Here is a 26,423-nt window from a genome sequence, read left to right as displayed (position 1 = left end):
AAACAAAAAAGCCCTCCGCGGGTTGCGGAAGGCCTTCGGCATGGCGGCGAAGCAGAGCTTGGCTTAGTCGTCGCGGAACACGCGCTCATTGCGCTCGTGACGTTCCTGCGCTTCCAGCGAGAGCGTTGCGATCGGCCGGGCCTCGAGGCGCTTCAGGGAGATCGGCTCGCCGGTGTCCTCGCAATAGCCGTAGGAGCCCTCATCGATGCGCGCGATGGCGGATTCGATCTTGGCGATCAGCTTGCGCTGGCGATCACGCGCGCGCAACTCGATGGCGCGGTCGGTTTCGGAGGAGGCGCGGTCGGCAATGTCGGGGTGATTCTCGCTTTCGCTCTGCAGAGTGACGAGTGTTTCTTTCGCCTCCTTCAGAATCTCGTTCTTCCAGGACAGAAGCTTGCCGCGGAAATACTCGCGCTGCCGCTCGTTCATGAACGGCTCGCTGTCGGTGGGTTTGTAGTCCGCTTCGAGAATGATTTGCTTCGACATAGGCACACTCTCTGAGTTGGTCGTCTCGGCGCGCCCACCGACTCTGCCGTGGTAGGCCCGCCGATTTCGCGCCCTTATAGCGAGGGACATGGGCAGTAACAATCACCGCAGCGCGTCTTCAACCGCTTCCGTCAACACATTGCCTCGACTGAGCGATAGAGCGCCGAAACAGGCGTTTCTGCCCCTGATTCTTGCCCTTGCTTCAAGGTGGCGGTGCCAGGACGGCGGCGATGTCCGCCTCGACGAGCTCGGCGAGGCTACGGCGGTAGTGGGTATGGTCGAAGAATCGATCAGGGTCCCCGTTCTCCGGTCGGTCGATTCGCCAGTCGATCAGTACAGAGCGGGGGTGTCGCTGCGTGATCTCGGCAAAGGCGGCGCGGCAGGCGGAATCCGCCGCGGCATTCTGGCTGCCAGGCTCCGGGTGGCTCGTTACGTAGCTTGGCGGGCGCAGCAGGATCAGAGCCGCTTCCGGCGCAGCTGCCAGGACCAGCGCTTCGAGCGCCCGTGCAGCGGGAAACGGCCCGGTGCGATTGCTGCCGCCAATCTGCAAGGGGGTCTCCAGCGCAATGCGGCGATCGCGTTCCGCCTCGGGGCCCTGCGCATCGAAATTCGCTTCATAGTTCCAATAGCCGTCGGGGCGAGCGCGTGAGCCGTCGGGATTGCGTAGATAAGCGATTCGGAAGGGCAGCTCCTGGACGACGTCGTAGCGTACGAGGCCCAGGAGGTAGTCGCCAAGGTTGCGGCTGAGGAGCCAAAACGGGAAAGGTCGCTCGTTCGGCAGCGCCGGATCGGGCGTGCACCAGTGTTCGTCGATGCCCACGACGATCGCGCGCGCCGGTTCGAGCCGCTTGCGCAGGAACCAGTCGAGCAGGGCAAGAGCTTCCTTGGGACCGGTTCCCGGTGTCGCAAGGGAGAGGAAGGCGATGCCGGTCCTCGCCGTGAGTTCCTCGGGAGAGACGAGCTGGATGTGGGAGTTGCCGATGATCACCGCTTGAAAAGCGGGGTCGCGCCCGCGGCTTGCTGTGACCATGCGTGGCCCCTGCGGCCTGACTCCTGGCTTGAGCGCAAGCGGGGAATGGCCGGTGTCGTAGGGGTCGAGCAGAAAAGCGAGCCCCAGAAGGCTGGCCGCCAACAGCAGGGCCGTCGCCAGGAAGGCGCGTGTGAAGCCGACCCAGCGCAGTGCCGACATCGGCGCGATGGCTTCAGAACTGGAAGTAGATGAATTCATAATTGGCGTCGTCGCCGATCTTGAACAGGACGATGACGAAGAGGAGCGCGGCAATCGCCGCGATCCAGCGCATCGGGGGCAGCCGGTGCACGAGCGTCCAGGCCGTGGGACCGAGAATCGCAAAGGCAACTGCCGGCAGCAACGCGCGCCATTTGAAGCCCGTCCCCGTCGGAGCCAGGCCGAGCAGCCCCTTATAGATCGCCAATGCCGCCTCAAAACTCGTGGCGCGGAAGAGCACCCAGCACAGCATGACGAAGACGAAGGTCAGTAGCCAGCCGAGCGGCTTGGGCATCGGCAGCTCGGCGCGCCGCCAAAGCAGCGCTACGATCAGGGCGAGCCCATGCGCGACGCCCCAGGCGACATAGGTGAGCCCCGCGCCGTGCCAGAGCCCGCCCAGCGCCATGGTCGCAAACAGCGCCCAGATCTGGGTCGGCAGGCCATGCCGCGAGCCGCCAAGCCAGATATAGAGGTAGTCGCGCAGGAAGCGCGACAGCGTCATATGCCAGCGCCGCCAGAAATCCTGGATGCTCGTCGAACGATAGGGCGCCTCGAAATTCTGCGGCAGCACGATGCCGAAGAGCAGCGCCAGCCCGAGCGCCATGTCGGAGTAGCCGGAAAAATCGAAATAGATCTGGAAGGTGAAGGCGAGCATGCCTTGCCAGGCCTCCGCCATGCTGACGACCTTGCCGATGGCGGCGGCTGCGAAGACCGGGTTGGCGTATTCGGCCAGCGGGTCTCCGAGCAGCACCTTCTTGGCGAGGCCGGCGGTCAGCAGCAGCAGGCCGCGCGCGATCCGTTCGGCCGCATCCGGCCGCTGATAGGGCCGCTCCTCGAACTGGTGCATAATCTCGCGCCAGCGCACCAACGGCCCCGCCAGCACCTGCGGGAAGAAGGCGATGTAGAGCGCGTAACGCACCAGATCGTAGCGCGGCGCCTCGCCGCGCCTGAGATCGGTCAGGTACATGACGTGGTGGAAGGTGAAGAAGGAGATGCCGAGCGGCAGCGCGAGATCGAGCCGCGGCGTCGGTAACCCAGGGATCATCCCAGCGAGATCGGCGAAGAAGTTGACGTATTTGAACAGCGCAAGTGCGGCGAGGTTCAAGACGATCGCCAGCGTGATCAGCGCGCCCGCCTTGGTCTTCTGGAATGCTTCGGCGATGAGCCAGTTCAGCCCGATCGAGAGCGCCAGCAAGGGCACGAAGCGCCAGTCCCAATAGCCATAGAAGGCGAAGGACAGCGCCACCAGCACAGGCAGCCGCCACTGCGGCGCGAAGCGCTCGGCGAGCCAATGCAGGCCGAGGGCGAGCGGCAGGAAGCCGAGCAGGAAAGCGAAGGAGTTGAAGAGCATTGGGCCGATGGCGGTGCAGGAAGGGCCGCCTTAGCCCATTGTCCCGCGCAAGTCATGTCGAGCGTGCCCTTTGCCCCGGGCAATGCCTCGAGTGTCACATATGCGTTCAATCAATCGATTGATTAAATCGAGCTTCTGAGCTAGGTAAGACGGATGAAAGTAGCCTCCGGCAACGACCAAGGCGCCCGTGAAGCGCTGCTGCGCGCCGGGCTCGACCTATTTGGGCGGCACGGCTTTGATGCGAGTTCGATCCGCCAGATCGCGCAGGCGGCCGGAGTCAACAGCGCCGGCATCGCCTATCATTTCGGCGGCAAGGACGGGCTGCGCCAGGCCTGCGCCGCAGCCATCGTCGCCACGCTGAAGGAGCGGGTTTTCGGGGCCGCCGCGACGATGCCGCCGCTGGAAGGGCTCCAGCCGGAGGCGGCGGTGGAGCTTTTGGTTGCGGTCGTGAGCCGGGTTACGGCCTTCGCGGCACGCGCGCCGGAGAGCGAGACCATCGCCCGCTTCGTCGTGCGCGAGATGATGGAGCCGACCTCGGCGTTCGAGACGCTTTATGACGGGCTGGTCGGCCCGGTCCATGGCCGTCTTTGCATGCTCTGGGCTGTCGCGACCGGCCTCGATGCCGAGGCGCAGGCGACCAAGCTCGCCGTCTTCGCAATGGTCGGGCAGGTGCTCTATTTCCGGCTGGCCCGGCCGGCCGTGATGCGGCGCATGGGCTGGAGCGATATCGGCGAGGCCGAGAGCGAGGCGATCGCCACCGTCATCGGGACCAATGTCCGGGCCAGTGTCGCTGCCATGTCGGAGGGACAGCCATGATCGCTGAATTCATCTGTTCTTTTGGCATCGCTGCCTCATTTGCCTTCTGCGGACCATCGACGACGCGCATCGCCGGCTATGTCGAGGGCGAATATGTCCGCCTCGGTCCGATCGATACCGCCCGGATCGAGAGCGTCGCGGTCAGGCGCGGCGAGCGTGTCGCGCCCGGCGCCGTCGTCGCGGTGCTGCAGACCGATGATGCGCAAAATGCCGTCGCCGAGAGCGATGCCCGATCGGTGCAGGCCAAGGCCCAGCTTGCCAATCTGCTCAGCGGCCGGCGGCCGGAAGAGATCGCCGTGATCGAGGCGAGCGCGGCCTCCGCCAAGGCGCAGGAGCGCGAGGCCGACCGGGCGCTGGAGCGGCGGCAGGACCTTTTTCGCCGCGGCGTCTCGACCCAGGCCGATCTCGACCAGGCGCAGACGGCTCGCGACGTCGCGGCCGCAAATGTACGCCAGAGCGCGGCCAATCTCGCGGTTGCCCGGTTGCCGGCGCGCGAGGAGGAGATCAAGGCGGCGCAGAACCAGGTGATGCAGGCGCAGGCCGCTCTCGACCAGGCGAAATGGCGCCTGTTGCAGCGAAGGCTCGTTGCGCCGGCGGCCGGGATCGTCACCGATCTCGTGCGCTACCCCGGCGAGCTCGCGGGGCCGGCGGCGCCGGTGCTGACCTTCCTGCCGGACGGGGCGATCAAGCTGATGGTCTACGTGCCGGAGGCGCTGCTGGCGGGCACCCGTGTCGGGACGCAGCTCGATGTCCGTTGCAGCGGCTGTCCGTCCGGTCTGTCCGCCACCGTGTCCTATGTCGCGCAAGAGCCGGAATTCACGCCGCCGGTGATCTATTCGGCCGAGACCCGGCAGAAGCTGGTCTATCTGGTCGAGGCCCGGCCGGAAGGCGTGCAGGCGGCCAAGCTTCAGCCGGGGCAGATCATCGATGTCGTGCTGCGGGGCCGACGATGAACGCCATCGAGGTCAAGGGGCTGACCAAGCGCTTCGGTACCCGCACCGTCGTCGACAATGTCGATCTCACGGTCGCGACGGGCGAGATCGTCGGCTTCCTCGGCCCCAACGGCTCGGGCAAGACGACGACGATCCGGCTGATCTGCGGGCTGCTGACGCCCGATGCCGGCGAGGGCACGGTGCTCGGTCTCGATGTCAGGCGCGACAGCGCCGCGATCAAGCGCCAGGTCGGCTACATGACGCAGAAATTCTCCTTCTACGAGGATCTGACGATCGAGGAGAATCTGACCTTCGTCGCGCGGCTCTACGAGCTGAAGCCTTTGCACGACGCGGTGGCGCGGACGCTCGATGGCCTTGGCCTGACCTCGCGCAAGGACCAGCTCGCCGGCACGCTGTCTGGCGGCTGGAAGCAGCGACTGGCACTTGCCGCCTGCATCATGCACCAGCCGAAACTGCTCCTGCTCGACGAGCCGACGGCCGGCGTCGATCCTAAGGCGCGGCGCGAGTTCTGGGACGAGATCCACCGGCTCGCCGGCGACGGCCTGACGGTGCTCGTCTCGACGCATTACATGGACGAGGCCGAGCGCTGCCACCGCATCGGCTACATCGCCTATGGCAAGATGCTGGCCACCGGCACGGTCGAGGAGGTGGTGCAGGGCTCGGGCCTGGTCACCTTTGTCGTGCATGGCACATTGACTGCAGCCCAGATCCGCGAACTCTCCGCGGTCGATGGCGTCGAGCAGGTCGCGCCCTTCGGTACGACGCTGCATGTCGTCGGCAGCGACAGGGGCAAGCTCGAGGCGGCGCTGGCGCCGCTGAAGGCGCAGCAAGGGGTCAGGGTCGAGCCCGGCGAGACCAGCCTGGAGGACGTCTTCATCAAGTTCATGACCGGCGCCCAGGCGAGCGCGGCATGAGCGCGATGGTCATCAGCAACCTGCTGTCGCTGGGGCGGCTTGGCGCCGTGCTCGCCAAGGAGTTCGTACAGATGCGGCGCGACCGCATCACCTTCGCGATGATGCTCGCGGTGCCGATCGTGCAGCTGCTCCTGTTCGGCTACGCCATCAACAACGACCCCAAGGGCCTGCCTGCGGCGGTGCTGGCGCTCGGCCAGGACCGCTACACCCGCTCGGTCGTCGCCGCGCTGCAGGTCTCGGGCTATTACCGGTTTGGCCAGCAGCCGGAGAGCGCGGCCGAGGCCGAAAGCCTGATGGCGCGCGGCGCGATCTCCTTCCTCGTCACCATCCCCAGCGATTTCGGCGCCCGGGTCGAGCGTGGCGACGAGCCGCGCATCCTGGTCGAGGCCGACGCGACCGATCCAGCGGCGTCGAGCGGCGCAGTCTCAGCCCTGCAGACCATCGCCGGCCGGGCCCTGACCCGAGCCCTCGGCAATGAGGAGGCGGTGCGCGAGCAGAGCCAGAGCGCGCTCTCCTTCATCGTGCATCGGCGCTACAATCCCGAAGGCATCACCCAGTACAACATCGTCCCCGGCCTGCTCGGCGTCATCCTGCAGATGACGATGGTGATGATGACCTCGATGGCGCTTACCCGCGAGATCGAGCGCGGCACCATGGAGAACCTGCTGGCCATGCCGGCGACGCCGGCCGAGATCATGCTCGGCAAGGTTCTGCCTTATCTCGCCGTTGGCAGCGTCCAGGTGGTGGTCGTGCTCAGTGCCGCGAAACTGCTGTTCGGCGTGCCGTTTCTGGGGAGCCTGCTGCTGCTGCTCACCTGTGTGCTGATTTTCGTGCTGGCGCTCGTCCTGCTCGGCTACACGATCTCGACCATGGCGCGGACGCAGTTGCAGGCGATGCAGCTGACCTTCTTCTTCTTCCTGCCATCGCTGCTGCTCTCGGGCTTCATGTTCCCGTTCGCCGGCATGCCGGGCTGGGCTCAGGCGATCGGCGAGCTGTTCCCGCTGACGCATTTCCTGCGGGTCATCCGGGCGATCATGCTGAAGGGCGCAGGCCTCGACGATGTCGGCGTCGAGGTGTTCTGGCTCTCCGTCTTCGTGCCCGCCTATGCCGGACTCGCGCTGATGCGATTCAGGAGCACGCTGGATTAGCGAGCGCCGTAGGCCGGTGGAGCCCATCCGTCCTTGCGAGCAAAGCGAAGCAATCCAGGGGACGTAGAGCTCTGCTGTCCTGGATTGCTTCGCTCTCGCTCGCAAGGACGTCCAGTGCGTCGGCGGGCGATGCCGCTTCGATTCGATAGTGGCTGTCCATAGCTTGCAAAATGATAGTAACTGCTTTAGCTCGGGCGCACCATGCAACCGAAGCTCGTTCCGCTTGCCGAATGCCCCTGCGCCCGCACGGTCGAGACCGTCGGCGAATGGTGGAGCATCCTGATCCTGCGCGATGCCTTGCAGGGTTTCACGCGCTTCGATGAATTCCAGCGCAGCCTCGGCATCGCGCCGAACATGCTGGCGCGGCGGCTCAAGCATCTCACCGAGAGCGGGCTGTTCGAGCGGCGGCTCTACCAACCGCGACCGCAGCGCTACGAATATGTGCTGACCGAGAAGGGCAGGGATTTCTTCCCCGTGATCGCCGCGATGGTCGCTTTCGGCAATCGGCATCTGGCGCCCGAGGGCGCGGCGCTGGTGCTGGCCGAGCGCGAGACCGCGCGGCCGATCGAACCGGTCATGGTCGATGCCACGAGCTTGCGTCCGATCACGCCTGAGACTGTCACGGTGGTTGCCGGCCCGCGCGCGAGCCCCGGCATGCGCCAGCGCCTGGCCAGCATTGCGACGATGCGCTCTGCCGCGCCCTCCCGTAGCGAATAGGACATTCAAATGCTTGGTATGCAAATGCGTCGTGTGGTCGTAACCGGTATGGGCGTGGTCTCGCCCCTGGGCTGCGGAGCCGAACTGGCCTGGCAGCGCCTGCTTGCCGGCCGCTCCGGGCTGCGCCGCCTGCCGGATTCCGTCGTCGAGAGTTTGCCGGCCAAGGTCGCCGGTGCGGTGCCCTCTAAGGACGAGGATAGCCAGGGCGGTTTCGATCCCGACCGTGCGATCGCGCCAAAGGACCAGCGCAAGATGGACCGCTTCATTCAGTTCGCGCTGGTCGCGGCCAAGGAAGCGCTGATCCAGGCGAATTGGCACCCAGCGAGCGAAGCCGAGCAGGAGCGCACCGCGACGGTGATCGCGTCGGGCATAGGCGGCTTCCCGGCGATCGCCGAGGCCGTGCGCATCACAGATGCGCGCGGCGTGCGCCGGCTTTCGCCCTTCACGATTCCGTCCTTCCTGGTCAATCTCGCCGCCGGCCAAGTCTCGATCGACCATGGCTTCAAGGGGCCGATGGGCGCACCCGTAACCGCTTGCGCGGCGGGCGTTCAGGCCATCGGCGATGCGGCGCGGCTGATCCGCTCCGGCGAGGCCGATATCGCGCTCTGCGGCGGCAGCGAGGCCTGCATCGATCTCGTCGCGCTCGGCGGTTTTGCTGCGGCGCGCGCACTCTCGACCGGCTTCAACGAAGAGCCCGAAAAGGCCTCGCGCCCGTTCGACCGTGACCGCGACGGCTTCGTCATGGGCGAGGGCGCCGGCCTGCTGGTTATAGAGGCGCTGGAACATGCGCAGGCGCGCGGCGCCAAGATCCTGGCCGAGATCACTGGCTATGGCACCAGCGCCGACGCCTACCACATTACCTCCGGCCCCGAGGATGGCTCGGGTGCGCGCCGCGCCATGGAGATTGCACTGAAACAAGCCGGGCTTCAGCCCGGCGATGTCCAGCACCTCAATGCCCATTCGACCTCGACGCAGGTCGGCGACCGCGGCGAACTGGCGGCGATCAAGGCCGTGTTCGGCACCGAGAAGAGCATAGCGATCAGCGCCACGAAATCGGCGACGGGCCACCTGCTCGGCGCAGCCGGCGGGCTGGAAGCGATCTTCACGATCCTGGCTTTGCGCGACCAGATCGCGCCGCCGACGCTCAATCTCGAGCACCCGGACGAGGATGCGGCCGGGCTCGATCTCGTCGCCAGGGCAGCGCGGCCGCTCGCGATGGAGCATGCCATCTCGAACGGATTTGGGTTCGGCGGGGTGAACGCCAGCGTGGTCTTCCGGCGCTGGGAATAGGGCTGAGCATGCCTCGCGAACCCTGGGCTCAGCCGCAAAAATACGTCTGCCACGTCAAGATGGGCAAGTCAGGATAATGGGCCTATTCGATCGCTCAGGCCTTTCGTCAAAGTTTATAATTATTACAATTCCTAGCTTATATCTTGGTTATTCTAAGTAAATAATATTCGGAATTGAAGTTTATGTTGGATTTTTAGCCATATCGCCATTAGGGCTTCGCTCGCCGTCGCGGATGTCGCGCGCCAGGCAGGTCCTTTTGTTCAGCTATGCCGGCTTTCAGCGGATTCCTTGTCTTTGGGGTTTTGGGGCTTGCCTGGTTCGTGACCAGTGCAATCGGCTTCGTCTCGCCATTTCTGCTGCCGGGGCCCTTCACGGTGGCGCAGGCCGGCTGGCAGCTCATCCAGGATGGCTCGCTCGCCAAACACGCCGCGATCAGCCTCCAGCGCGTCGGCCTCGGCTACGGATTGTCGGTCATTCTCGCGCTGCCGCTGGCGCTGCTGTTTGGGCTGTTGCCGCGCCTGCGCTCCTTCTGCGAGCCCGCGCTCGAATTCCTGCGCCAGATTCCGCCGTTGGCGCTGCTGCCGCTGCTGATTCTCTGGCTCGGCATCGGCGAGGTGCAGAAGGTTGGCGTCATCGTGCTGTCCTGCTTCTTTCCGATCTTTCTCGGAGCGCTTGGCGGTATCGCCCAGGCCGATCCGAAGCTGATCGAGGTCGGGCGCATCTGCGGCCTGAGCCGGCGGGAGATCCTGACGCGCATCGTTCTGCCCGCTTCCCTGCCGGCGCTGGTGGTCGGGCTGCGGATCGCGCTCGGCTATAGTTGGCGGGCGCTGGTCGGGGCCGAATTGATCGCGTCGAGTGCGGGGCTCGGCTATTTGATCATCGACGCCCAGAACATGGCGCGGACCGATATCGTGCTCGTCGGCGTGCTGGTCATCGGCGTGCTCGGGCTTATCGCCGATGCGCTGGCGCGCGCCGCCTTGCGCAGATCGGCGCCGTGGCTGCGCTCGCAGCTGGAGCTCGGTCGTGTTTGAAGCGCGCAATCTCGGTCTGCGCTATACCGTCGGCGAGCGGGAATTCGCAGCGCTGGAGGGCGTTGACCTCAGCCTGCCTCGCGGCGGCTTCACCACCATCGTCGGGCGCAGCGGCTGCGGCAAGACCACGCTGCTGCGGCTGCTGGCCGGGCTGGCGGAACCGAGCGATGGCGATCTGCGCTTCGAGGGCGGTGGGCGCCCCCGCATCGGCTATGTCTTCCAGGAGCCGCGGCTGATGCCCTGGCTCAGCGTCGCCCGCAATGTCGGCCTGGGCCTCGTGGGCCGCCTCGACAAGGGGTTGCTGGTGCGGCGCGTCGCGGAGGCGCTGCAACTCGTCGGCCTGTCCGGCTTCGCCGAGGCGACGCCGGACCAGTTGTCCGGCGGCATGGCCCAGCGCGTCGCGCTTGCACGCGCCCTCGTGCTCGAACCCGACCTGTTGCTGCTCGACGAGCCTTTCGGCGCGCTCGACGCCTTCACCCGCCGCAGCTTGCAGATGGAGCTGGTCGAGATCTGGCGGGCGCGGGGCACGACGATCGTCTTCGTCACGCATGATGTCGAGGAAGCCGTGCTGCTGGGGCAGGCGGTCGCCGAACTCTCCGAAGGTCGGCTCGTCGGCCTGCATAGGGTCGATCTGCCCTATCCGCGTGACGCCACCGATCCCGCTCTGCTCGCCCATCGCCGCACCGTGCTGGAGCGGCTGCTCGAAACAGGGCCGAATTCTCCCCTCAAGGAAACAGTGCCATGAGACTTCTGAAGCTCTTCGTCGCCGTGGCAATGCTCGCGACGTCGCCGATGATCGCGGCGCGTGCCGCCGACAAACCGGCGAAGGTCAGCGTCACCTATGTCTCCTCGCCCTTCAACGTGCCCTCGATCATCATGCGCAAGAAGGGCTTCCTCGACGATGCCTTCGGCGCGCTCGGCGTCAAGACGGAGAATCCGGAGATCACCTCAGGCGGTGCGCAGATTCAGGCGCTTGCGGCCGGGGCCATCGATATTGCCAGCGTGCTCGGCGGCACCTCGGCGATCCTGGGTCGTGCCAACGGCATCGACCTCAAGGTCATCGCCGCCTATTCGCGCTCGCCCAAGGCCTTCTTCGTGATGACCGGTGCGAATGGCCCCGGCAGCATCGAGGCGCTCAAGGGCAAGAGTGTCGCCGGGCCGAAGGGCACGACGCTCAACCAGCTCCTCGCGGCGGCGCTCGCTTCCAAGGGCATGAAGCTGACCGATGTCGAGTATCTCAACATGGAGCTGCCGGCCGCGCGTGCCGCGCTGCTCGCCGGCAAGGTCGATGCTGCGACGCTGGCCGGCGCCAATGCGCTGCAGGTGGAGGCGGCCGGCGGGCGCATCCTCGCGAGCGGAGAGGGGCTGATCGCGCCGATCTCGGTGATTGCCGTCCGCGGTGCCTTCCTGCGCGAGCAGCCCGCTCTGGTTGCGGCCTATCTCGCCGCCCATCGCAAGGCGCTCGACTTCATGCGCGACAATCCCGAGGAGGCTTTGAAGATCGCGGCCGAGGACCAGAAAATCTCGATCGATGACGCGCGCAAGCAGCTGCCCTGGTACGATTTCACCCTGGCGATGACCGATCGCGACATCGAGAACCTCGCCGGCGACCAGCGCTTCATGGTCGAGGCCGGAATGCTGCAGAAGACGATCGACATCCGCGCCGATTTGATCGATCCGCTGGCGTTCAAGCCGTGAACGACGTCGCCCTGCTCGATTGCGAACAGGCCGAGGGCGGGGTCCAGGATCTCATCCGCGACCTCGTCCTGGGGCCACGCATTGCTTTGCTGCCGCTCTACGAGTTGGAGCGGACCGATCTCGCCGCCTTTCGCGGCCTGCTGATCGGCCTCCATGCCGACCAGCGCTATCTGTCCTCGCGCCGGACCCAGCTCGAAGGCTTCCTGGCGCAGGGTGGGACGATCGTGGTCTGCGGCCATGTCGGTCATCCCTTCCTGGCCGAACTCCATCCCTTCGCGCCGATCCCGAACTATCGCGTCGAGGATCTCGAAGTGAACCGCGAAGCGGTGCATCCGGTCTGGGAGGGTGTCGAGATGGAGCATCTGTCGCGTCGCCGGGGCGTGGCGGGCTTCTATGGCCGCGGCTCGAATCCGCCGCCGCCGGGCGCGCGTGTGCTCAACAGTCTCGGGCCTGGCCGCCACCCGGTCGATTTCGAGTGCCGGCCGGCGGCTGGCGGGCGGCTATTGGTCCATGCGGGGGCGGATCTCTGGGGCTATCATGGCTCCGGTTCGACAGCGGACCGGATCATGCCGCAACTGCTCGATTGGATCACAGCCCCGATGGAGGCCTGGTGATGCTGGCGCTGCTCGAAGGTGGAACCTATTTCCACAAAGAGGCGATCGAGGGCGAGCGCCTGACAGGACGCTTCGACCGCACGATATACGCACAGGAACTCGATGCCGCCGCCCTCGTGGGCTGCGACGCGCTGATTGTCGCTGATCGCATCCATCCGGCGGTGCTGCGGCGCAAGCGGCCGCTCCTGCTGAGCTATCTCGCGACCGGCGGCACGCTGATCGTGCTGGGCGAAAACCGGGCGCAGGACTGGGCGCCGGGCGTCGCCTGGGAGTTCAGGCCGACGAATTTCTGGTGGTGGCTGGAGAAAGGGACCGATCCGGGCCACCGCATTGTCGCGCCCGGCCACGAGATCTTCCGCCATGTCGGCATGGGCGAACTGGTCTGGCACTATCACGGCCTGCTGACACCGCCGCCGGGCGCGACCTCATTGGTCGAGATCACGCCGGAGGGCGATCCACACGGCAAGGGCGGCTCGATCCTCTACGACCACCGCAATGTCGGCGGTGGGCCGGGCCGGATGATCGTGACGACGCTCGACCCGTTCTACCACCATGGCAGCTTCTTCATGCCGGCGGCGTCGCGCTTCCTCGGCAAGCTGCTCGACTGGACGGACGAGGCGTTTCGGGCGTCGCGCTGAGCGCGCGACGCCTCTCACAGCGGAATATTGTCGTGCTTGCGCCAGGGCCGCTCGACGCTCTTGGTGCGCAGCATGGCGAGTGCGCGGGCGATGCGCCGGCGCGTTCCATGCGGCAGGATGACCTCGTCGATATAGCCGCGCTCGGCCGCCACGAAGGGCGACATGAAGCGGTCCTCGTATTCTTTGGTTTTGGCGGCGATGCCATCCGCGTCCATGCCGCGGAAGATGATCTCGACCGCGCCCTTGGCGCCCATCACCGCGATCTGCGCGGTCGGCCAGGCATAGTTCACATCGGCGCCGATATGCTTTGACGCCATCACGTCATAGGCGCCGCCAAAGGCCTTGCGGGTGATCACCGTGACCAGCGGCACGGTGCATTCGCTGTAGGCATAGAGCAGTTTTGCGCCGTGCTTGATCAGGCCGCCATATTCCTGCGCCGTGCCCGGCAGGAAGCCCGGCACGTCGACCAGCGTCACGATCGGGATCTCGAAGGCGTCGCAATAGCGCACGAAGCGCGCGGCCTTCCTTGAGGCGTCCGAATCGAGCACGCCTGCCAGCACCATGGGCTGGTTGGCGACGACGCCGACAGTGCGGCCTTCGATGCGGCCGAAGCCGGTGACGATATTGCCGGCATAAGCGGCCTGGATCTCGAAGAAATCGCCCTCGTCGAGCGTCTTCAGGATCAGCTCCTTGATGTCGTAGGGCTTGTTCGGGTTGTCCGGCACCAGCGTGTCCAAGCTCATATCGACACGGTCCGGCACGTCGAAGGAGGGCCATTCCGGCACGCCGACGGTGTTGTTGGCGGGCAGGAAGTCGATCAGCCGGCGCACCTGCAGCAGCGCTTCGACATCGTTCTCGAAGGAGCCGTCGGCGACAGAGGATTTCGTGGTGTGGACTTTCGCGCCGCCGAGCTCCTCGGAGGTCACCGTCTCGTTGGTGACGGTCTTCACCACCTCGGGGCCGGTGACGAACATGTAGCTGGTATCGCGGACCATGAAGATGAAATCGGTCATCGCCGGCGAATAGACGTCGCCGCCGGCGCATGGGCCCATGATCACCGAGATTTGCGGGATCACGCCCGAGGCCGCGACATTGCGCTTGAAGACCTCGCCATAGCCGCCGAGCGCCGCCACGCCCTCCTGGATGCGGGCGCCGCCCGCGTCGAACAGGCCGACGATGGGCGCGCGCATCTTCAGCGCCATGTCCTGGATCTTGGTGATCTTCTGGGCATGTGTCTCGGAGAGCGAGCCGCCGAAGACGGTGAAGTCCTTGGAGAAGACGAAGACGGTGCGGCCATTGACCGTGCCCCAGCCGGTGACGACGCCGTCGCCGGGGATCTTCTCGCCCTTCTCCATGCCGAAATCGACGCAGCGATGCTGCACGAACATGTCGAACTCCTCGAAGGAGTCGCGGTCGAGCAGGAGTTCGATACGCTCGCGGGCGGTCAGCTTGCCACGCTTGTGCTGCGCTTCGATCCGGCGCTCGCCGCCGCCCTTGCGCGCGCCGTCGCGACGGTCTTCAAGCTGTTCGAGAATATCTTTCATGGAGCCCCCGCGAGCCGAGCCAAGTTCCTACCCGGCTTAAGGGCGGAAGGCCGGGCTGTCCATCGGGGCGCCTACCGTTTTGGTGCAAGGCCGGGTGCGATCAGGCTCTCAGCCCTGCAGCAGCAAAAGCGCCGCCGCGTCGAATTCCTGGCGGCGGATGATGCGGCGTTCGGCGGCGTCCTCGTCCTGGCCCCAGATCGCGATCTGGTAGTCCTCGTCGAGATGGGCAGCGTTCCAGACCGCATCGGGATCGAGCTGTCCGTCGGCGAGCGCCAGCGTCAGGATGGTCGAGCCGGTCAGCGTCATGACGTTGTGCGCGCCCGCGAGCGCGAGCGGCGCAGGGATCGTGGTGACGCGCGCGGCAACGGCCTCCAGCGTGCCGGCGGGCTGGGCGGCAAACATGACGCCCTCGGCCAGCACGAAGCGGGCGCCGATCGCGGCCTCGACCCCGGCGATGATCGGATTCCAGATCGCATCCTGGCGCTCGACCAGCGTGTCGGGCTCGGCCGCGCGGTAGCAGAGCGCGTCGCTGCCGGCATAGCGCACGATCTCGGCGCGCACGGCCTCCTGCTGGTCGATGACCCCGTCGAGCGCCGAATTGACCAATCGCGTCAGCGGCATGCGAGCGGGGTCGATCTTCTCCTGCTGCGCCTGCCATTCGGCGGCCAGCGCGTCGGCGGCGGGGCGAGAGGTTACCGCCAGCGGGTTGCGCGCCGGGGTGCGTGCCGTCTTGCCGTCGAGAGCGACATGGAACAGCCCGTCACGCTCCAGCACGGCGGCCTTCCCGTAGAAGCGGCGGGGCAGGGCGTTGCGCATCGCGCTCTGCGCGGCGGCGACGGGGTCGGGTTGGCTTGCGCCGGGCGCGCCGAAACGCGCAAGGAAGGCATCTGTCGACATGACAGCCCCATAGAGCAGGATGCGAAAAAGTGGAAACCGGTTTTTCGCATTGATCCTGCTCTCACTCTTAGATGAGAGACGGATTCAGATGTCAGATGGGATCACTGTGTGATCCCATCTGACATCATCCGGCTCTCGAGCAGGATGCGAAAAAGTGGAAACCGGTTTTTCGCATTGATCCGGCTCTGGCGCATGCCCCGGGGCGCGAAAATCGTTCCTCGCGTCGTGTCTCAAGAGGCTGTTTGGAAACCTCCGAGCCCTCATCCTGAGGAGCCATTCCCTTGGGAATGGCGTCTCGAAGGATGCTCCAGGAGGCTCCAGGGATATCTGGGACATCCTTCGAGACGCCGCTTACGCGGCTCCTCAGAATGAGGGCTGGAGTTTCCAAGCGGTTTCTCAAGACTCGCGGATGCGATCCAGGAACTGCGCGACCTCGAGATCGAGATCGGCCGATTGCCGGTCCAGCCTGTCGGCCGATTTGGCGACGAAGGCGGCGGCGTCGCCGGTCTCGGTTGCAATGCGGCTGACGATCTCGATATTGCCGGACGCCGACACGGTTTCCTTGGCTGCGACCTGGATGTTGTTGGCGATCCCGGCGGTCGCGGCGCTCTGCTGTTCCACCACGGTCGCGACGGCAGCCGAAACCTCGTTCAGCGAGCCGATCGTCGCGTTCATGGCGTCGATGGCGCGGATGGCGTCCTCGCTCGAGCTGCGGATCGCCTCGATCTGGCCCTGGATCTCTTCTGTCGCCCGCGAGGTCTGGTTCGCGAGCGTCTTGATCTCCTGGGCGACGACGGTGAAGCCGCCGCCTGATCGACCGAAGCGCGCGGCTTCGATCGCGGCGTTGAGTGCGAGCAGATTGGTATGTTCCGCGATCGTCGAGATCATCCCGACGATGTCGCCGACATCCTCCGCCTTGGTCGAGAGATGGTTGACCGTGGCGAGCACAGTCTTGGCCGTGGAGGTCGTGGCACCGACGATCCGGGTGGTCTCGCCGACTTGCTTGTCGATTTCGCCGAAGGAGGTCGCGAGCTCGGCGGTAGCGTTGGTGATGGCGACGACATTGGACGAGGTGTGGTACGAGGACTGGAAGGCGGCTCCCGCCCGTTCCGCCACCTCGGAAGCTCCGGCCTGCATCTGCTGCGAAGCTGCGCGTAAGGTTCTGACTGAGGCGATCACGTCCTTGGCGATGCCGGCGATCTTGTGCTCGAAATCCTCGGCGACCGCATAGAGCATCGTCTTGCGCTCCTGGGCTGCCTTCTGGGTCGTCGCGGCGGCCTCGTGGCGGGCATCCTCGGCGGAGCGCCTGGCCGCGGTCGCCTCCTGCTTTTCCGTCTCCGAGGTCGCCAGGGCGACCCTGAGAGAGGATACCGTCCAGCTCAGCGCCAGCGCCTGCACGATGACGATGACTGCGTGCAGCAGGACGCGGTCGAGGCTGTTGCCGTTGGGAAAGACGCCGAGCGGATAGGCGATGCTGAGCACGGCATGATGCGCCGCGACTGCAAGGGAGGCGGGGACGAAAATCCGCCAGTCGAGCCAGCCGGCGAGCACCGCCAGCATGGCGAAGAAGTACATGTGCATGTCGGACTGATAGGGATGTCCCGAGAAGGTGTAGACCAGCAGCATGACCTGGCCGAGCGTCGCTATCGCGCTAACCTGCCGGGTGACCCAGTTGGTGCCGCAAGCCCACCAGATCATGGTCGTGAGGGCTGCGAGCGCGATGCCGGCTGTGATGATCTGATCGGGGTTGCCGGCTATCCCCAGCTTGCTCGAAAACGCCAGGAGCACCGCATTGCTCCAGAGCACAGCGATGATCACATAGGCGAAACGCCCCCTGAACCGCTCGACATCCGTCATGTCCGGGCCTGCCAGGATCCGCCGGCGCACAGGCGCGCCAGCGCGCCGTCGATCACCAGCCAGGCGCCGGATTGGTAGAGTTGGGCGGCGTAGTCGGGCCGTTCGCCGAGACTGATGACGAGGGAGGGCGAGGCGCCGAACTGCAATAGGTTGCCGCCGGCCTGGGCGACGGCGCCCGCGACCTGCGCGGCCGATGTGCCCGCTCGGAAATAGGCCGCGACCGGGCGGCCCGGCACGGGCCAGGCGGCGATGAGAAAGGCTCCGATCGCAATGAGGAGGCTGAAGACGGCGCCGAAGGCGATCTCACGCATACCACAGCCTTTCTCGACGGTTGCATGCCGCTGGCGTGAGGCGATCCCCCAAAACAGCGGCAATACAACCAATGATTGAACTGTGTGGTTCTCTGACTTTCCAAGACGTAAATCCGCCGCGCGTACATGAAAATAAATACAGTCTTTGGGGTACGCGCGAGGCTGATCGCGCCGCGCCACCGGTCAGGCGCGCTGGAAGAGCTCGATCATATTACCAGAGGGATCCTCGCACAGGATCTGGCGGCCGCCCGGACCTTCGACGATCGCGTTGCGGAATGGCACGCCCTGGGCGCGCAGCCCTTCGACCAGGGCTGGCAGATCGACAACTTCCAGGACAAAGCGATTCCAGCCGCCGGGCCCGGGCTTGCGGCCGTCCGGCATCGGTCTGGAGGCGGATGCGAGTGGACCGGCGAGCCACAAGGTCAAGCCCTCGTTCTCCAGGATTGCCATGGCCGGGCCGAACTGCTGCTTCAGTACGAAGGACAGCTTGTCCCTGTAGAACGCGACAGCTTCGTCGACGTCGTTCACAAGATATCTGACGCTGGCCATCTGCATCTCCTCGAGGTTGCAGTCGTACTGCCTGGGCTATCGGCTGCTGAACAGGTCGCGCCAGGCCGGTTTCGCGGCGGGAAAGGGCAGGGCGGTCGCGGCATGGACGCCGCGCGCGACGGCGCGCGCTAGTACGTCGGCGGCTGTGGCGCAAAGCTCGGTCAGCGCAAAGGCGTCGGACGGAGCACCGGCATGGCCGGTGGCCGCCGCGAAGACGATATCGCCGTCGAGCGCGCCATGGGCCGGCCTCAGGGCGCGGGCAAGGCCGTCATGGGCTGCGAGCGCCAGCCGCTTGGCCTGGGCCTTGGTCAAGGCGGCGTCGGTCGCGATCAGCGCGATCGTGGTGTTCTGGCCTGGGCCACCCTTGAACCGGATCGCGTTGTCGGCGGGCGTGATCGCGGCGGGCCAGCCGAGCCCGCCGAATTCACCGTCCTGCTCGTAGGGCGCGGCCCAGAAATGCGGACCCTTGCCGATCGTCGCCGTACCGACTGCATTGACGGCAACCAGCGCCCCGACGATCTGCCCCGTCGCCGCCCGTGCGCTGGCGGAGCCGAGCCCGCCCTTGAGATTGAGGGTGCTGGCGCCATAGCCCGCGCCGGCAGTGCCGAGCGCGAAATCGCCTGCCGCCGCATCGAGCGCGCTGCGTCCGAGCCCGCGGTAGGGCGGCTCGCTTGCGCCGTCCCTGGCCCAAGGCTTCTCGCCGCCATTGAGCAGATCGAACAGGATCGCTTGCGGCACGAGCGGCACGCGCAGGCTGCCGATTTGAAAGCCGCGCTGCCTTGCGGCCAGCCCCGCCATGACGCCATCTGCTGCCGCCAGCCCCCAGGCAGAGCCGCCCGAGAGCACGATCGCGTCGATATGCTCGACCGTCATCTCCGGCTCCAGCAACGCGGTGTCGCGCGTGCCGGGTGCGCCGCCGAGCACGGCGATGGAGGCTATGCTGGGGCGCTCGAACAGGGCGACCGTGACGCCGGTCGCCGCTTGAGGGTCCTGCGCATTGCCGACGAGGACGCCGCGAACATCGGTGATGAGATTGCGCATCAAGGTCAGGCTTCAGGCTATATCATTGTTCTAACGGGTTTCTTCGCCCGAACCGGTGCCCGTTTCTGTTGAAGGCGCTCTCGTCTGAGAACGGGACTTCCGTACCGAGCCTGCCCACATTACGATCTTTTCATGCTTGCGCCATCGCCGGGTCACGCCCGCGGCGTCACCTTGCGATTATCGTGAACCGGCTTCGAGACCCGCTCAGCGACCCGATATTCGTTTCCTGCCAGATATTCGTCTCGTGTCATGGGAGATCAAGATGAAACGCATTGCCCTGATCGCAGCGTCAGCCGCTGCCGCCATCACGGCCACGCTTGCGCTGGCCCAGCCGCTGCCGCCGGCCGGCGGTTCCGACCGCGATCGCCCCCAGCAGGAGCGCAGCGATTCGCGTGACGACCGGCGCGGCGAATTCCGCGAGCAGCGGGCCGAGCGCATGCAGGCCCGCCTGACCGAGCGCCTGACCAAGCTGCGCACCGACATGAAGCTCAAGCCCGAGCAGGTGCCGCTGTTCGATGCCGTCGAGAATGTCATCAAGAAGGGAGCCGAGAAGCGCCGCGAGGGCTGGGCGGCGATGCGCGAGCAGCGCGAGACCTTCCGTCATGCCGATATCATGGAGCGGCTCGACATGATGTCCGGCCGCCAGGCCGAGCGCGCCGCACGGACCAAGGAACTCGCCGACGTTGTCCGCCCGCTCTGGACGACGCTCAGCGATGAGCAGAAGACGGTCGCCCGCCGCGCCGTACGTGAAGCGATGGCCGAGGGGCGCGGCATGATGCAGCGCATGCGCGAGCGCTTCGAGGAGCGCCGCGGTGGTGGCCGTGACCGCGATGACGACGACCGTGGTCCGCGTCGCTGGCACGAGGACGGCCGCGACCGTCGCGGCTGATCAGGTTCCAGCCTGCACACAAGGGCGGCTCTCCGGAGCCGCCCTTTTCCATGTGTTCAGCGTGCCCGTCAGCCGCCAGCGGCATCCGAGACGCATTTCTTGGTGAAGCTGGTCTTGGCGGCGCCGTTGAGCTTCTTGTCGCTGGCCTGGACCGCGCAGCTTTGCGCCTGGGCAAGGCTGGAGAGGCAGGTCAAGGCGAGGGCGGCGAGCAGCGTCTTCATCATGGTCATCCTTTCCCGAATCAGGGCCGGCAAGGCCTGGTAAAATTATGCGGCCCTGTCAGCCGAGGGGAAGGCGAACATCGCTGACAACAGGTAAAATCTCTGGGCCTGCGATTCACCATACTTGTTTAAGTTGAATTCATCGCTTCGCATTTACGTTTCAGCAGTAAATCCACTGCGAGGAGGTGACCATGAGGGCGACATGGTTGACATGGGGGATGCGGAGCTTCATCGGCTCGGTCTTCGTTTTGTGCCTCTTGGGGCCTTATGCGATCTCGATCCTGATCGGCGGCCTCTGCGTCGGCTGCTATTGCTTTCGCGACGAGGCTGGCTCGCATCTGTGAGCCCGCCTGAGCGCTGCGCGCCCTTGGTTCCCAGGGTGTTGCGCGGCCAGGGCGATCCATCCAGTGTATCGTCGGGTCGGCTTTTGCGAAGGTGGTGCGGTGCGCGCTCTGCTTCGTTCGATGGTGTTGGTGCTTGCGATCCCGCTCTGGCCCATGGTCGCGCATGCGGACGGGGCACAGCCGGTCTTCGCTGCTGATTTCGAGACGTCTTGCATCTCCGCCCAGGATTGGCGGATCTCCTCGCAGCTCGACCGTGCCGCGCATTCCAGCCGAATCCGCTGTGTCGAAACGGCGGGCGGACAGCATGCACTGGGCGTCACGGTCAGGCCGGGAGACGGTTATGATCCCAATCCCGGTGCGATCCCGACCGAGCGGGCCGAGGTCCAGCTGCGCCATGAAGTTGTGCGTTTCGATGCTGCGACCTGGTACAGCTTCAGCTTCCGGATCGATGGCGACTGGCCGTCGCGCCGGAACCGGACGGTCATCCAGCAGATCAAGCAGAACATCGACCCGCGTTACGAGAAGGGCAGGGGCGGCGAGGAAATCTGCGACGCCGCCAATCCGCTCTTCAAGATCGAGGTCGATTCGGATGGAACGAAACCGGTCTTCCGGGCCAAGGTCGCCGGCACGCAAGGCTGCGGCGACAGCGTCGGCCAGCAACGCTTCTGTGGCGACTGGCCGGTCGAGCCGGGGCGATGGCATCGCGTCAATGTGCTGATCAGGCCGGGTCGAGCGACTGGCGACAGCCTGTTGCGACTCTGGTTCGACGGGCGCGCCTGCCCGGTCTATCGCGGCCTTCTCGGCTATCCGCGCTATGGCGCGACGCGGCAGGGCACGCCGGTGATCGATACGCAGCCGCGCTTCGGCCTCTATCGGGATGCGCTGCCCGAGACGGCCCAGACGATCCTGTTCGACGACATCCTGTTCTGGAACGAGAACCCTGCCGGGCATCCCGCCTGGGTCGGCATCGACCCGGCGCTTCAGCGATAGGCTGGATCGCCGGCGCCGCGACACGCTGGCTCGGGAACACAATACGGAAAGGGCGGCTCTCGCGAGCCGCCCTTTCGTGAATCCCGCCAGGCGCTTGCAGCCCGGCTCTTTGAGCCTGAATCAGCGCGAGTAGAACTCGATGACCAGGTTCGGTTCCATCTGCACCGCATAGGGCACGTCCGTCAGGGTCGGCGTGCGGGTGAAGGTGGCGGTCGACTTGTTGTGGTCGGCCTCGATGTAGTCGGGCACGTCGCGTTCGGCCAGGGCGGCGGCTTCGATCACGATGGCGAGCTGGCGCGAGCTCTCCTTGACCGCGATCACGTCGCCCGGCTTGACCTGGTAGGACGCGATGTTGACGCGCTTGCCGTTGACCGTGACATGGCCGTGATTGACGAACTGGCGGGCGGCGAAGACCGTCGCCACGAACTTGGCGCGGTAGATCACGGCGTCCAGGCGGCGCTCGAGCAGGCCGACCAGGTTCTCGCCCGAATCGCCCTTGAGGCGGATCGCCTCGGCGTAGTAGCGACGGAACTGCTTCTCGGAGATCGAGCCGTAATAGCCCTTGAGCTTCTGCTTGGCGCGCAGCTGCGTGCCGAAATCGGAAGGCTTGCCCTTGCGGCGCTGGCCATGCTGGCCGGGGCCGTATTCGCGGCGGTTGACCGGGGACTTCGGGCGGCCCCAGATGTTCTGACCGAGACGGCGGTCAATCTTGTACTTCGCCTCGTGGCGCTTGGTCATGTTTCGCGTGTCCTCTAGGTTCGCGAGTGAGGACCGCGCCCTCCTGCTCCCCATCTCCGGGGCGACAGATCCGGCTCCTGAGAGCGGATCACGGGTGCGGAAAAAGCCACGCGGGCCTTTTGGGCCCGCGCGACGCCGGCTTAGAACCATGCGGGAGCGGGTTTGTCAAACCGGGAGCGTCATTCTCGGCTCAAGCGATCCGACTATGAGGCTGCGTCAGTTCGTAAGCGGAATCGCTTCGATGGTGATCTGCGTCAGCCCGTAGCCGGCCAAGGCAATGCGCAGCGGGCCGCTGATGCCGGCGCCGCTGGTGAAGATCGCCGGCGCTTCACCGGCAGCCTCGGCGAGCCGGGGCATGGCCGGCCCGAGGAGCTGGGTGACGCGCCGGGCGACCGCCGGGGCCGGGTCGATCCAGTTCACCGGCCAGGGCGCGAGCCGCCGCATCCGCTCGATCAGCAGGGGGTAATGGGTGCAGGATAGCGTGACCACATCGGTGCGGGCGCCGTCGCAGGCGACGAAGCAGGGCGCGATCTTGGCCAGGACCGCTGCGTCGTCGATGGCCTCGCCCTTGAGCGCCGCTTCGGCGAGGCCGGCAAGCTGCGTCGAGCCGACCAGCGTGACGTGGCAGGCCCCGGCATAGGTTGCGATCAGGTCACGGGTGTAGTCGCGGGCGACAGTGCCGGGCGTCGCCAGCACCGAGATCAGGCCGCTCTGCGTCAGCTCGGCGGCCGGCTTGATCGCGGGAACCGTGCCGACGAAGGGAATGCTGAACCGCGCCCGCAGGGCCGGCAGCACCAAGGTCGAGGCGGTGTTGCAGGCGATGACGACAAGGTCGGGATGGCAGCGCTCGACCAGCCGCTCCATCACGCTCAGCACGCGCGCGACCAGCGTCGCCTCGTCGAGCCGGCCATAGGGAAAGCCGGCATCGTCGGCGGCATAGACGATGCGGGCATCGGGACGTGCGCGCGTCGTCTCGGCCAGGACGGTGAGCCCGCCCAGGCCGGAATCGAAAACCAGGATGGTGGGCTGGCGCAACGGCATCGCCGCCGTGCCATAGGCCGTTCCGGCCAAAAGATCGACCTGCATGACGCGACGCTTGTCGTTGAGAGAACTGGCTTGCCGAGAGAAAGCTGGGCCACGATTGCGCCAGAGGCAGGTTGCGAAAGGGTTAAGGGGTGCTTTCAGAACTGTCTCGGATTTGGTCGTTCGGGCTGTTGGCGTCGGAAACCCCCGCAGCCTTGCCGTCTCCCGGCTGGACTTTGCCTGGCTTGAGCGCCGACCCATCGACGTCATATTGAGGTGCCCTTATCCGCGGGTGATGAGGGCGCCGTCAGCTATTGGAGTGAGACGAGGATGCGTGGCTTTGGGTTTCTGATTGGCCTGGTACTGCTTTCATCGTCGGCGGTCGAAGCGGCCGAGCTGAAGGCCGGCCCGCTCTTCGTGATCTGTTCGGCGACCAATGCGCAGATCGTCTCGGGCTGCCATGCCTTTGTCGAGGGCTTCGTCCTCGGCATTGCGGGGGCTGGCGTGATCTGCCCGCCGCCGGATGCCTACAAAGACGTCATCAAGGACCTGCTCAGGCTGCCGCGTGCGGAAATCGGCGACAAGACCGTGGCCGAGCTGCTGGTGCCGCGATTGCGCGTCCGCTACCCCTGCTTCGGCGTCTGACGGTTTCGCTATTTAGTTGACTCAGTCCACTATTCTCGTTGATCCTCCCGCATGGAGGGATCGCTCATGCAATGCGCAAATTTGGCCGCGATCGCAGCGATCCGCCGTTTCAACCGCTTCCATACCCGCTGGGTCGGTGCACTCGGTGGCAGCTTGCACGGCTCGGGTTTCGCGCTGACCGAAGGGCGGGTGCTCTATGAACTGGCACAGCGTGATGATTGGCTCGCCAGCGAGTTGGCGCGTGAACTCGGGCTCGATCCTGCCTATCTCTCCCGCATCCTCAAGCGTTTCGCCGCCTCCGGCTGGCTGGCGCGCGAACGGTCGAGCCAGGACGGACGGGCATCGCATCTACGGCTGACGGAAAAGGGCCGTGATGCATTCCAGCCGCTCGATACGGCCTCGCGGGATCAGGCGGAGGGGATCGTGACCCGGCTCTCGCCGACCGAGCAGGCGAGGCTGATCGACGCGCTCGACCGGTCCGAGGCCCTGCTCGCCGGAAGCCGGCCTGCGCCGGGGGGCTCGCTCATCCGTCAGCACCGGCCGGGCGAGATTGGCTGGGTGATCTCGGCTCATGGCCGGCTCTATGCCGAGGAGTATGGCTGGGACGCCAGCTTCGAGGCGCTGGTGGCCGAGATCGCGGCGAAGTTCCTGCGCGAGTACAAGCCGAAGCGGGAGCGCTGCTTCATCGCGGAGTTGGATGGCGCGCCGGTGGGGTCGGCCTTCGTGGTGGAGGAAACGGTAGAGATCGCCAAGCTAAGGCTGGTGCTGGTCGAGAGGCACGCGCGGGGCCTCGGTCTTGGCAAGGGGCTGGTGCGGGAGGCGGTCGGCTTCGCCCGCGCCGCCGGCTATGGGCGAATGGTGCTGTGGACCAACGACATCCTGCACGCAGCTCGCGCGATCTATGCCGCGGAAGGTTTCAGGCTGGTGGCCGAAGAGCGGCACCGTTCCTTCGGGCAGGATCTGGTCGGGCAGAATTGGGAACTCGCGCTCTGAACGGTCGCGAGCATGGTCCTTAAAACCCCTAGGCCTTCAGCCGGGCGACCGCCGCGGCTGCCACTCGCCCGGCCAGCGTCGCGCCACCGACCGTCATCGCACCGCCGCCGGCCGTTGCCTCGCCTGCGATGAAGATGCGCCCGCCTATCGGCTGGGCCAGCGCGTCGCGCGCCGTCTCCTTGCCGGGTAGGCAGACCGAATAGGAGCCGAGCGAGAACGGGTCGGTCCACCAGGCCGGGAAGGAGCAGGCCTTGACCGCCTTGCGGACATCCCCGCCGAGCATCTGCGAGAGCAGATCGGTGACATGGGCCTGTGCCTCGGCCGTGCCGGCCTTCGCCAATTCTCGGGCATGGTCACCACCGAAATAGCCGATGATGATGTCCTGATCGTCGGGGAACAGGTCGAAATTCATCAGCGTCTTGGGCGAGCCGGCCTCGAGGAAGCTCATGCCCGCAGTCACGCCGAAGCGTTCGCCTTCGACCTTGAGCGCGATCTTGGTCAGTGCGCCCATCCCGATGCCGGAGAGCGCGTCGCGCGTCGTCGCCGGCAACTCGGGCGTGAAGCGGATCGCCCCCGCCTTGAGCACGCCGACCGGCACCGTGACGATGCAGGCATTGGCCCGCAAGCTGCCGGAGGGGCTGGTGACGACGACGCCCGGCCCATCCCAGGCGATCGTGCTGACCGGCTCGTTCAGGCGGATGTCGAGGCCCGCGCCATGGCGCGTGACGAGATTGCCATAGCCCGAGGGCACGACGAGGTCGTCGCCCGCCCAGAGCCGCTGGTAGTCGCGCGCCGAGATGCGCTCCGATTCCTCACCGATCGAGAGCAGCAGGCCCGAGGAGGCGACCGGGGCCATGTCGGGGCCGAGATCGCCGAGCAGTTCGGCGACCGAAAGGTCGCGCTTGGTCAGATCGACGGTTTCCAGCCTGCGGTCGATCTGCCCGAAGGCGCTGCGGCGCTTCAGTCGGTCGGTCTCCGGCATGGGCTTGCCGTCGGCGAAGACCCGAAAGCCGCCGCCCCAGGGTTCGTTCGGCGTCTCGACGCCGAGTTCGCGGGCGATCTGGACCCAGGGGTTGCGCTCGGCCCAATGGATGAACATCGCGCCGGCGTCATAAGCTGGGCCGAGCGAGCTGTCGGTGAAGGCGCGGCCGCCGATGCGGTTGCGGGCTTCGAGCAGGATCACCGTGCGGCCCGCCGCCTTCAGGCCATGGGCGGCGGCGATGCCGGCCGCGCCCGCGCCGATAATGACGACATCGACATCGGCGGCCGAGGCCTTGCGCCCGGTTCCGGCAAGCGTGGCCGCCATGGCGCTGGCTCCGGTCAAGAGGCTCCGGCGATCGAGCATGCGTGGGTTCCCTGATGGCGCCTGCCCATGATGCTCCGGCGCTTGTGCGTTGCAATAGGAAGCTGACTTGCGGCGGCGTTGTGACGATCACGAGATCGGGAGCGATGCGAGCGGGGGGCGGATGTTGCGAAGCATGTCCCGGTCGCGGAGCGAAT

General features: G+C 66.2%; 29 protein-coding genes. 16 read left to right on the top strand and 13 right to left on the bottom strand.

Annotated features, from left to right (window positions below):
- Window positions 1-63: 63 nt before the first annotated feature.
- The 3 genes from dksA to J2Y55_RS19050 form a co-directional block, all read right to left on the bottom strand.
- Complete coding sequence (gene dksA, locus J2Y55_RS19060) at window positions 64-486, bottom strand: RNA polymerase-binding protein DksA (RefSeq protein ID WP_069692337.1); 423 nt, start codon at window positions 484-486, stop codon at window positions 64-66.
- Window positions 487-688: 202 nt separating this feature from the next.
- Window positions 689-1,675, bottom strand: coding sequence for a hypothetical protein (locus J2Y55_RS19055; protein WP_310156762.1), 987 nt, complete (start codon window positions 1,673-1,675; stop codon window positions 689-691).
- Between the two features lie 13 nt (window positions 1,676-1,688).
- Window positions 1,689-3,062, bottom strand: coding sequence for an MBOAT family O-acyltransferase (locus J2Y55_RS19050; RefSeq protein ID WP_310156760.1), 1,374 nt, complete (start codon window positions 3,060-3,062; stop codon window positions 1,689-1,691).
- A gap of 153 nt (window positions 3,063-3,215) precedes the next feature.
- Between J2Y55_RS19050 and J2Y55_RS19045 the strand changes: the two genes are divergently transcribed.
- From J2Y55_RS19045 to J2Y55_RS18995, 11 genes are all read left to right on the top strand, one after another.
- A complete protein-coding gene (locus tag J2Y55_RS19045; protein WP_310156758.1) occupies window positions 3,216-3,878 on the top strand; it encodes a CerR family C-terminal domain-containing protein in 663 nt (220 codons plus the stop codon).
- On the top strand, window positions 3,875-4,831 hold the full coding sequence (locus tag J2Y55_RS19040; protein ID WP_310156755.1) for an HlyD family secretion protein: 957 nt from the start codon (window positions 3,875-3,877) through the stop codon (window positions 4,829-4,831). Before J2Y55_RS19045 ends, J2Y55_RS19040 begins: the two co-directional genes overlap by 4 nt.
- The gene (locus J2Y55_RS19035) at window positions 4,828-5,745 is read left to right on the top strand and encodes an ABC transporter ATP-binding protein (RefSeq protein WP_310156752.1); all 918 of its coding nucleotides are present in this window, start codon (window positions 4,828-4,830) and stop codon (window positions 5,743-5,745) included. The genes J2Y55_RS19040 and J2Y55_RS19035 overlap by 4 nt, the downstream gene beginning before the upstream one ends.
- A 5-nt stretch (window positions 5,746-5,750) precedes the next feature.
- A complete protein-coding gene (locus J2Y55_RS19030; protein ID WP_310156926.1) occupies window positions 5,751-6,893 on the top strand; it encodes an ABC transporter permease in 1,143 nt (380 codons plus the stop codon).
- A gap of 201 nt (window positions 6,894-7,094) precedes the next feature.
- Complete coding sequence (locus J2Y55_RS19025; protein ID WP_310156751.1) at window positions 7,095-7,610, top strand: winged helix-turn-helix transcriptional regulator; 516 nt, start codon at window positions 7,095-7,097, stop codon at window positions 7,608-7,610.
- Window positions 7,611-7,634: 24 nt separating this feature from the next.
- On the top strand, window positions 7,635-8,900 hold the full coding sequence (gene fabF / locus J2Y55_RS19020) for a beta-ketoacyl-ACP synthase II (protein WP_310156924.1): 1,266 nt from the start codon (window positions 7,635-7,637) through the stop codon (window positions 8,898-8,900).
- 320 nt (window positions 8,901-9,220) lie between these two features.
- Entirely contained in the window at window positions 9,221-9,931 is a 711-nt protein-coding gene (locus J2Y55_RS19015) for an ABC transporter permease (RefSeq protein ID WP_310156749.1), read from the top strand.
- Window positions 9,924-10,676, top strand: coding sequence for an ABC transporter ATP-binding protein (locus tag J2Y55_RS19010; protein WP_310156747.1), 753 nt, complete (start codon window positions 9,924-9,926; stop codon window positions 10,674-10,676). The genes J2Y55_RS19015 and J2Y55_RS19010 overlap by 8 nt, the downstream gene beginning before the upstream one ends.
- Entirely contained in the window at window positions 10,673-11,629 is a 957-nt protein-coding gene (locus tag J2Y55_RS19005) for an ABC transporter substrate-binding protein (RefSeq protein ID WP_310156744.1), read from the top strand. The genes J2Y55_RS19010 and J2Y55_RS19005 overlap by 4 nt, the downstream gene beginning before the upstream one ends.
- Window positions 11,626-12,243: a hypothetical protein gene (locus J2Y55_RS19000; RefSeq protein WP_310156742.1), complete on the top strand. Its 618-nt coding sequence runs from the start codon at window positions 11,626-11,628 to the stop codon at window positions 12,241-12,243. The genes J2Y55_RS19005 and J2Y55_RS19000 overlap by 4 nt, the downstream gene beginning before the upstream one ends.
- Window positions 12,243-12,881, top strand: a complete 639-nt coding sequence (locus J2Y55_RS18995) for a hypothetical protein (RefSeq protein ID WP_310156740.1) — start codon at window positions 12,243-12,245, stop codon at window positions 12,879-12,881. The genes J2Y55_RS19000 and J2Y55_RS18995 overlap by 1 nt, the downstream gene beginning before the upstream one ends.
- Before the next feature lie 14 nt (window positions 12,882-12,895).
- On the opposite strand, the gene J2Y55_RS18990 is transcribed toward J2Y55_RS18995, so the two are convergent.
- The 6 genes from J2Y55_RS18990 to J2Y55_RS18965 all read right to left on the bottom strand — a co-directional run bounded on the left by J2Y55_RS18990 (window position 12,896) and on the right by J2Y55_RS18965 (window position 19,080).
- Window positions 12,896-14,425, bottom strand: coding sequence for an acyl-CoA carboxylase subunit beta (locus J2Y55_RS18990; protein WP_310156738.1), 1,530 nt, complete (start codon window positions 14,423-14,425; stop codon window positions 12,896-12,898).
- Window positions 14,426-14,533: 108 nt separating this feature from the next.
- Window positions 14,534-15,322 carry an ATP12 family chaperone protein gene (locus tag J2Y55_RS18985; RefSeq protein ID WP_310156736.1) on the bottom strand — a complete coding sequence of 263 codons (789 nt, stop codon included), beginning with the start codon at window positions 15,320-15,322 and terminating at the stop codon, window positions 14,534-14,536.
- Between the two features lie 396 nt (window positions 15,323-15,718).
- Window positions 15,719-17,179 (bottom strand): methyl-accepting chemotaxis protein, encoded by a 1,461-nt coding sequence (locus tag J2Y55_RS18980; RefSeq protein ID WP_310156734.1) that lies wholly within the window; start codon window positions 17,177-17,179, stop codon window positions 15,719-15,721.
- Entirely contained in the window at window positions 17,176-17,490 is a 315-nt protein-coding gene (locus tag J2Y55_RS18975) for a hypothetical protein (protein WP_310156732.1), read from the bottom strand. The genes J2Y55_RS18980 and J2Y55_RS18975 overlap by 4 nt, the downstream gene beginning before the upstream one ends.
- Before the next feature lie 183 nt (window positions 17,491-17,673).
- Window positions 17,674-18,039: a VOC family protein gene (locus J2Y55_RS18970; RefSeq protein ID WP_310156730.1), complete on the bottom strand. Its 366-nt coding sequence runs from the start codon at window positions 18,037-18,039 to the stop codon at window positions 17,674-17,676.
- 36 nt (window positions 18,040-18,075) lie between these two features.
- On the bottom strand, window positions 18,076-19,080 hold the full coding sequence (locus J2Y55_RS18965; protein ID WP_310156728.1) for a P1 family peptidase: 1,005 nt from the start codon (window positions 19,078-19,080) through the stop codon (window positions 18,076-18,078).
- Between the two features lie 262 nt (window positions 19,081-19,342).
- Between J2Y55_RS18965 and J2Y55_RS18960 the strand changes: the two genes are divergently transcribed.
- Window positions 19,343-19,969, top strand: coding sequence for a Spy/CpxP family protein refolding chaperone (locus J2Y55_RS18960; protein ID WP_310156726.1), 627 nt, complete (start codon window positions 19,343-19,345; stop codon window positions 19,967-19,969).
- A gap of 68 nt (window positions 19,970-20,037) precedes the next feature.
- Here the strand turns inward: J2Y55_RS18960 and J2Y55_RS18955 are convergent, their stop codons facing one another.
- Entirely contained in the window at window positions 20,038-20,190 is a 153-nt protein-coding gene (locus tag J2Y55_RS18955; RefSeq protein WP_310156723.1) for a hypothetical protein, read from the bottom strand.
- A gap of 191 nt (window positions 20,191-20,381) precedes the next feature.
- On the opposite strand from J2Y55_RS18955, the gene J2Y55_RS18950 reads away from it, so the two are divergent.
- Window positions 20,382-20,534, top strand: a complete 153-nt coding sequence (locus J2Y55_RS18950) for a hypothetical protein (protein ID WP_310156721.1) — start codon at window positions 20,382-20,384, stop codon at window positions 20,532-20,534.
- A 99-nt stretch (window positions 20,535-20,633) separates the two neighbouring features.
- Window positions 20,634-21,524, top strand: coding sequence for a heparin lyase I family protein (locus J2Y55_RS18945; RefSeq protein WP_310156718.1), 891 nt, complete (start codon window positions 20,634-20,636; stop codon window positions 21,522-21,524).
- A gap of 120 nt (window positions 21,525-21,644) precedes the next feature.
- On the opposite strand, the gene rpsD is transcribed toward J2Y55_RS18945, so the two are convergent.
- On the bottom strand, window positions 21,645-22,262 hold the full coding sequence (gene rpsD, locus J2Y55_RS18940) for a 30S ribosomal protein S4 (RefSeq protein WP_310156716.1): 618 nt from the start codon (window positions 22,260-22,262) through the stop codon (window positions 21,645-21,647).
- 216 nt (window positions 22,263-22,478) lie between these two features.
- Window positions 22,479-23,348 carry a glutamate racemase gene (gene murI, locus J2Y55_RS18935; RefSeq protein ID WP_310156714.1) on the bottom strand — a complete coding sequence of 290 codons (870 nt, stop codon included), beginning with the start codon at window positions 23,346-23,348 and terminating at the stop codon, window positions 22,479-22,481.
- 267 nt (window positions 23,349-23,615) lie between these two features.
- Here murI and J2Y55_RS18930 point away from each other — a divergent pair, with 267 nt between their 5' ends.
- Window positions 23,616-23,930 carry a hypothetical protein gene (locus J2Y55_RS18930; RefSeq protein ID WP_310156712.1) on the top strand — a complete coding sequence of 105 codons (315 nt, stop codon included), beginning with the start codon at window positions 23,616-23,618 and terminating at the stop codon, window positions 23,928-23,930.
- A 66-nt stretch (window positions 23,931-23,996) separates the two neighbouring features.
- Complete coding sequence (locus J2Y55_RS18925; protein WP_310156710.1) at window positions 23,997-24,923, top strand: bifunctional helix-turn-helix transcriptional regulator/GNAT family N-acetyltransferase; 927 nt, start codon at window positions 23,997-23,999, stop codon at window positions 24,921-24,923.
- A gap of 28 nt (window positions 24,924-24,951) precedes the next feature.
- Here J2Y55_RS18925 and J2Y55_RS18920 read toward each other — a convergent pair whose 3' ends face one another.
- Window positions 24,952-26,268, bottom strand: coding sequence for a flavin monoamine oxidase family protein (locus J2Y55_RS18920; RefSeq protein WP_310156709.1), 1,317 nt, complete (start codon window positions 26,266-26,268; stop codon window positions 24,952-24,954).
- Between the last annotated feature and the right edge of the window lie 155 nt (window positions 26,269-26,423).

Source organism: Allobosea sp. BE125, from assembly GCF_031456075.1.
Classification (GTDB): domain Bacteria; phylum Pseudomonadota; class Alphaproteobacteria; order Rhizobiales; family Beijerinckiaceae; genus Allobosea.
Note: the sequence above shows the minus strand (reverse complement) of the source record. Positions and strands in the feature narration are given on the sequence as shown.

What these genes read in the sequence shown, in the direction of transcription:
- fabF (WP_310156924.1), top strand. Translation starts at nt 7,635, where the DNA reads ATGCGTCGTGTGGTCGTAACCGGTATGGGCGTGGTCTCGCCCCTGGGC.
- J2Y55_RS19005 (WP_310156744.1), top strand. Translation starts at nt 10,673, where the DNA reads ATGAGACTTCTGAAGCTCTTCGTCGCCGTGGCAATGCTCGCGACGTCG.
- J2Y55_RS19040 (WP_310156755.1), top strand. Translation starts at nt 3,875, where the DNA reads ATGATCGCTGAATTCATCTGTTCTTTTGGCATCGCTGCCTCATTTGCC.
- rpsD (WP_310156716.1), bottom strand. Translation starts at nt 22,262, where the DNA reads ATGACCAAGCGCCACGAGGCGAAGTACAAGATTGACCGCCGTCTCGGT.
- J2Y55_RS19030 (WP_310156926.1), top strand. Translation starts at nt 5,751, where the DNA reads ATGGTCATCAGCAACCTGCTGTCGCTGGGGCGGCTTGGCGCCGTGCTC.
- dksA (WP_069692337.1), bottom strand. Translation starts at nt 486, where the DNA reads ATGTCGAAGCAAATCATTCTCGAAGCGGACTACAAACCCACCGACAGC.
- J2Y55_RS18990 (WP_310156738.1), bottom strand. Translation starts at nt 14,425, where the DNA reads ATGAAAGATATTCTCGAACAGCTTGAAGACCGTCGCGACGGCGCGCGC.
- J2Y55_RS18960 (WP_310156726.1), top strand. Translation starts at nt 19,343, where the DNA reads ATGAAACGCATTGCCCTGATCGCAGCGTCAGCCGCTGCCGCCATCACG.
- murI (WP_310156714.1), bottom strand. Translation starts at nt 23,348, where the DNA reads ATGCAGGTCGATCTTTTGGCCGGAACGGCCTATGGCACGGCGGCGATG.
- J2Y55_RS18970 (WP_310156730.1), bottom strand. Translation starts at nt 18,039, where the DNA reads ATGGCCAGCGTCAGATATCTTGTGAACGACGTCGACGAAGCTGTCGCG.
- J2Y55_RS18950 (WP_310156721.1), top strand. Translation starts at nt 20,382, where the DNA reads ATGAGGGCGACATGGTTGACATGGGGGATGCGGAGCTTCATCGGCTCG.
- J2Y55_RS18975 (WP_310156732.1), bottom strand. Translation starts at nt 17,490, where the DNA reads ATGCGTGAGATCGCCTTCGGCGCCGTCTTCAGCCTCCTCATTGCGATC.
- J2Y55_RS18965 (WP_310156728.1), bottom strand. Translation starts at nt 19,080, where the DNA reads ATGCGCAATCTCATCACCGATGTTCGCGGCGTCCTCGTCGGCAATGCG.
- J2Y55_RS18985 (WP_310156736.1), bottom strand. Translation starts at nt 15,322, where the DNA reads ATGTCGACAGATGCCTTCCTTGCGCGTTTCGGCGCGCCCGGCGCAAGC.
- J2Y55_RS19025 (WP_310156751.1), top strand. Translation starts at nt 7,095, where the DNA reads ATGCAACCGAAGCTCGTTCCGCTTGCCGAATGCCCCTGCGCCCGCACG.
- J2Y55_RS18925 (WP_310156710.1), top strand. Translation starts at nt 23,997, where the DNA reads ATGCAATGCGCAAATTTGGCCGCGATCGCAGCGATCCGCCGTTTCAAC.
- J2Y55_RS18980 (WP_310156734.1), bottom strand. Translation starts at nt 17,179, where the DNA reads ATGACGGATGTCGAGCGGTTCAGGGGGCGTTTCGCCTATGTGATCATC.
- J2Y55_RS18995 (WP_310156740.1), top strand. Translation starts at nt 12,243, where the DNA reads ATGCTGGCGCTGCTCGAAGGTGGAACCTATTTCCACAAAGAGGCGATC.
- J2Y55_RS19035 (WP_310156752.1), top strand. Translation starts at nt 4,828, where the DNA reads ATGAACGCCATCGAGGTCAAGGGGCTGACCAAGCGCTTCGGTACCCGC.
- J2Y55_RS19045 (WP_310156758.1), top strand. Translation starts at nt 3,216, where the DNA reads ATGAAAGTAGCCTCCGGCAACGACCAAGGCGCCCGTGAAGCGCTGCTG.
- J2Y55_RS18955 (WP_310156723.1), bottom strand. Translation starts at nt 20,190, where the DNA reads ATGAAGACGCTGCTCGCCGCCCTCGCCTTGACCTGCCTCTCCAGCCTT.
- J2Y55_RS19050 (WP_310156760.1), bottom strand. Translation starts at nt 3,062, where the DNA reads ATGCTCTTCAACTCCTTCGCTTTCCTGCTCGGCTTCCTGCCGCTCGCC.
- J2Y55_RS18920 (WP_310156709.1), bottom strand. Translation starts at nt 26,268, where the DNA reads ATGCTCGATCGCCGGAGCCTCTTGACCGGAGCCAGCGCCATGGCGGCC.
- J2Y55_RS19055 (WP_310156762.1), bottom strand. Translation starts at nt 1,675, where the DNA reads ATGTCGGCACTGCGCTGGGTCGGCTTCACACGCGCCTTCCTGGCGACG.
- J2Y55_RS18930 (WP_310156712.1), top strand. Translation starts at nt 23,616, where the DNA reads ATGCGTGGCTTTGGGTTTCTGATTGGCCTGGTACTGCTTTCATCGTCG.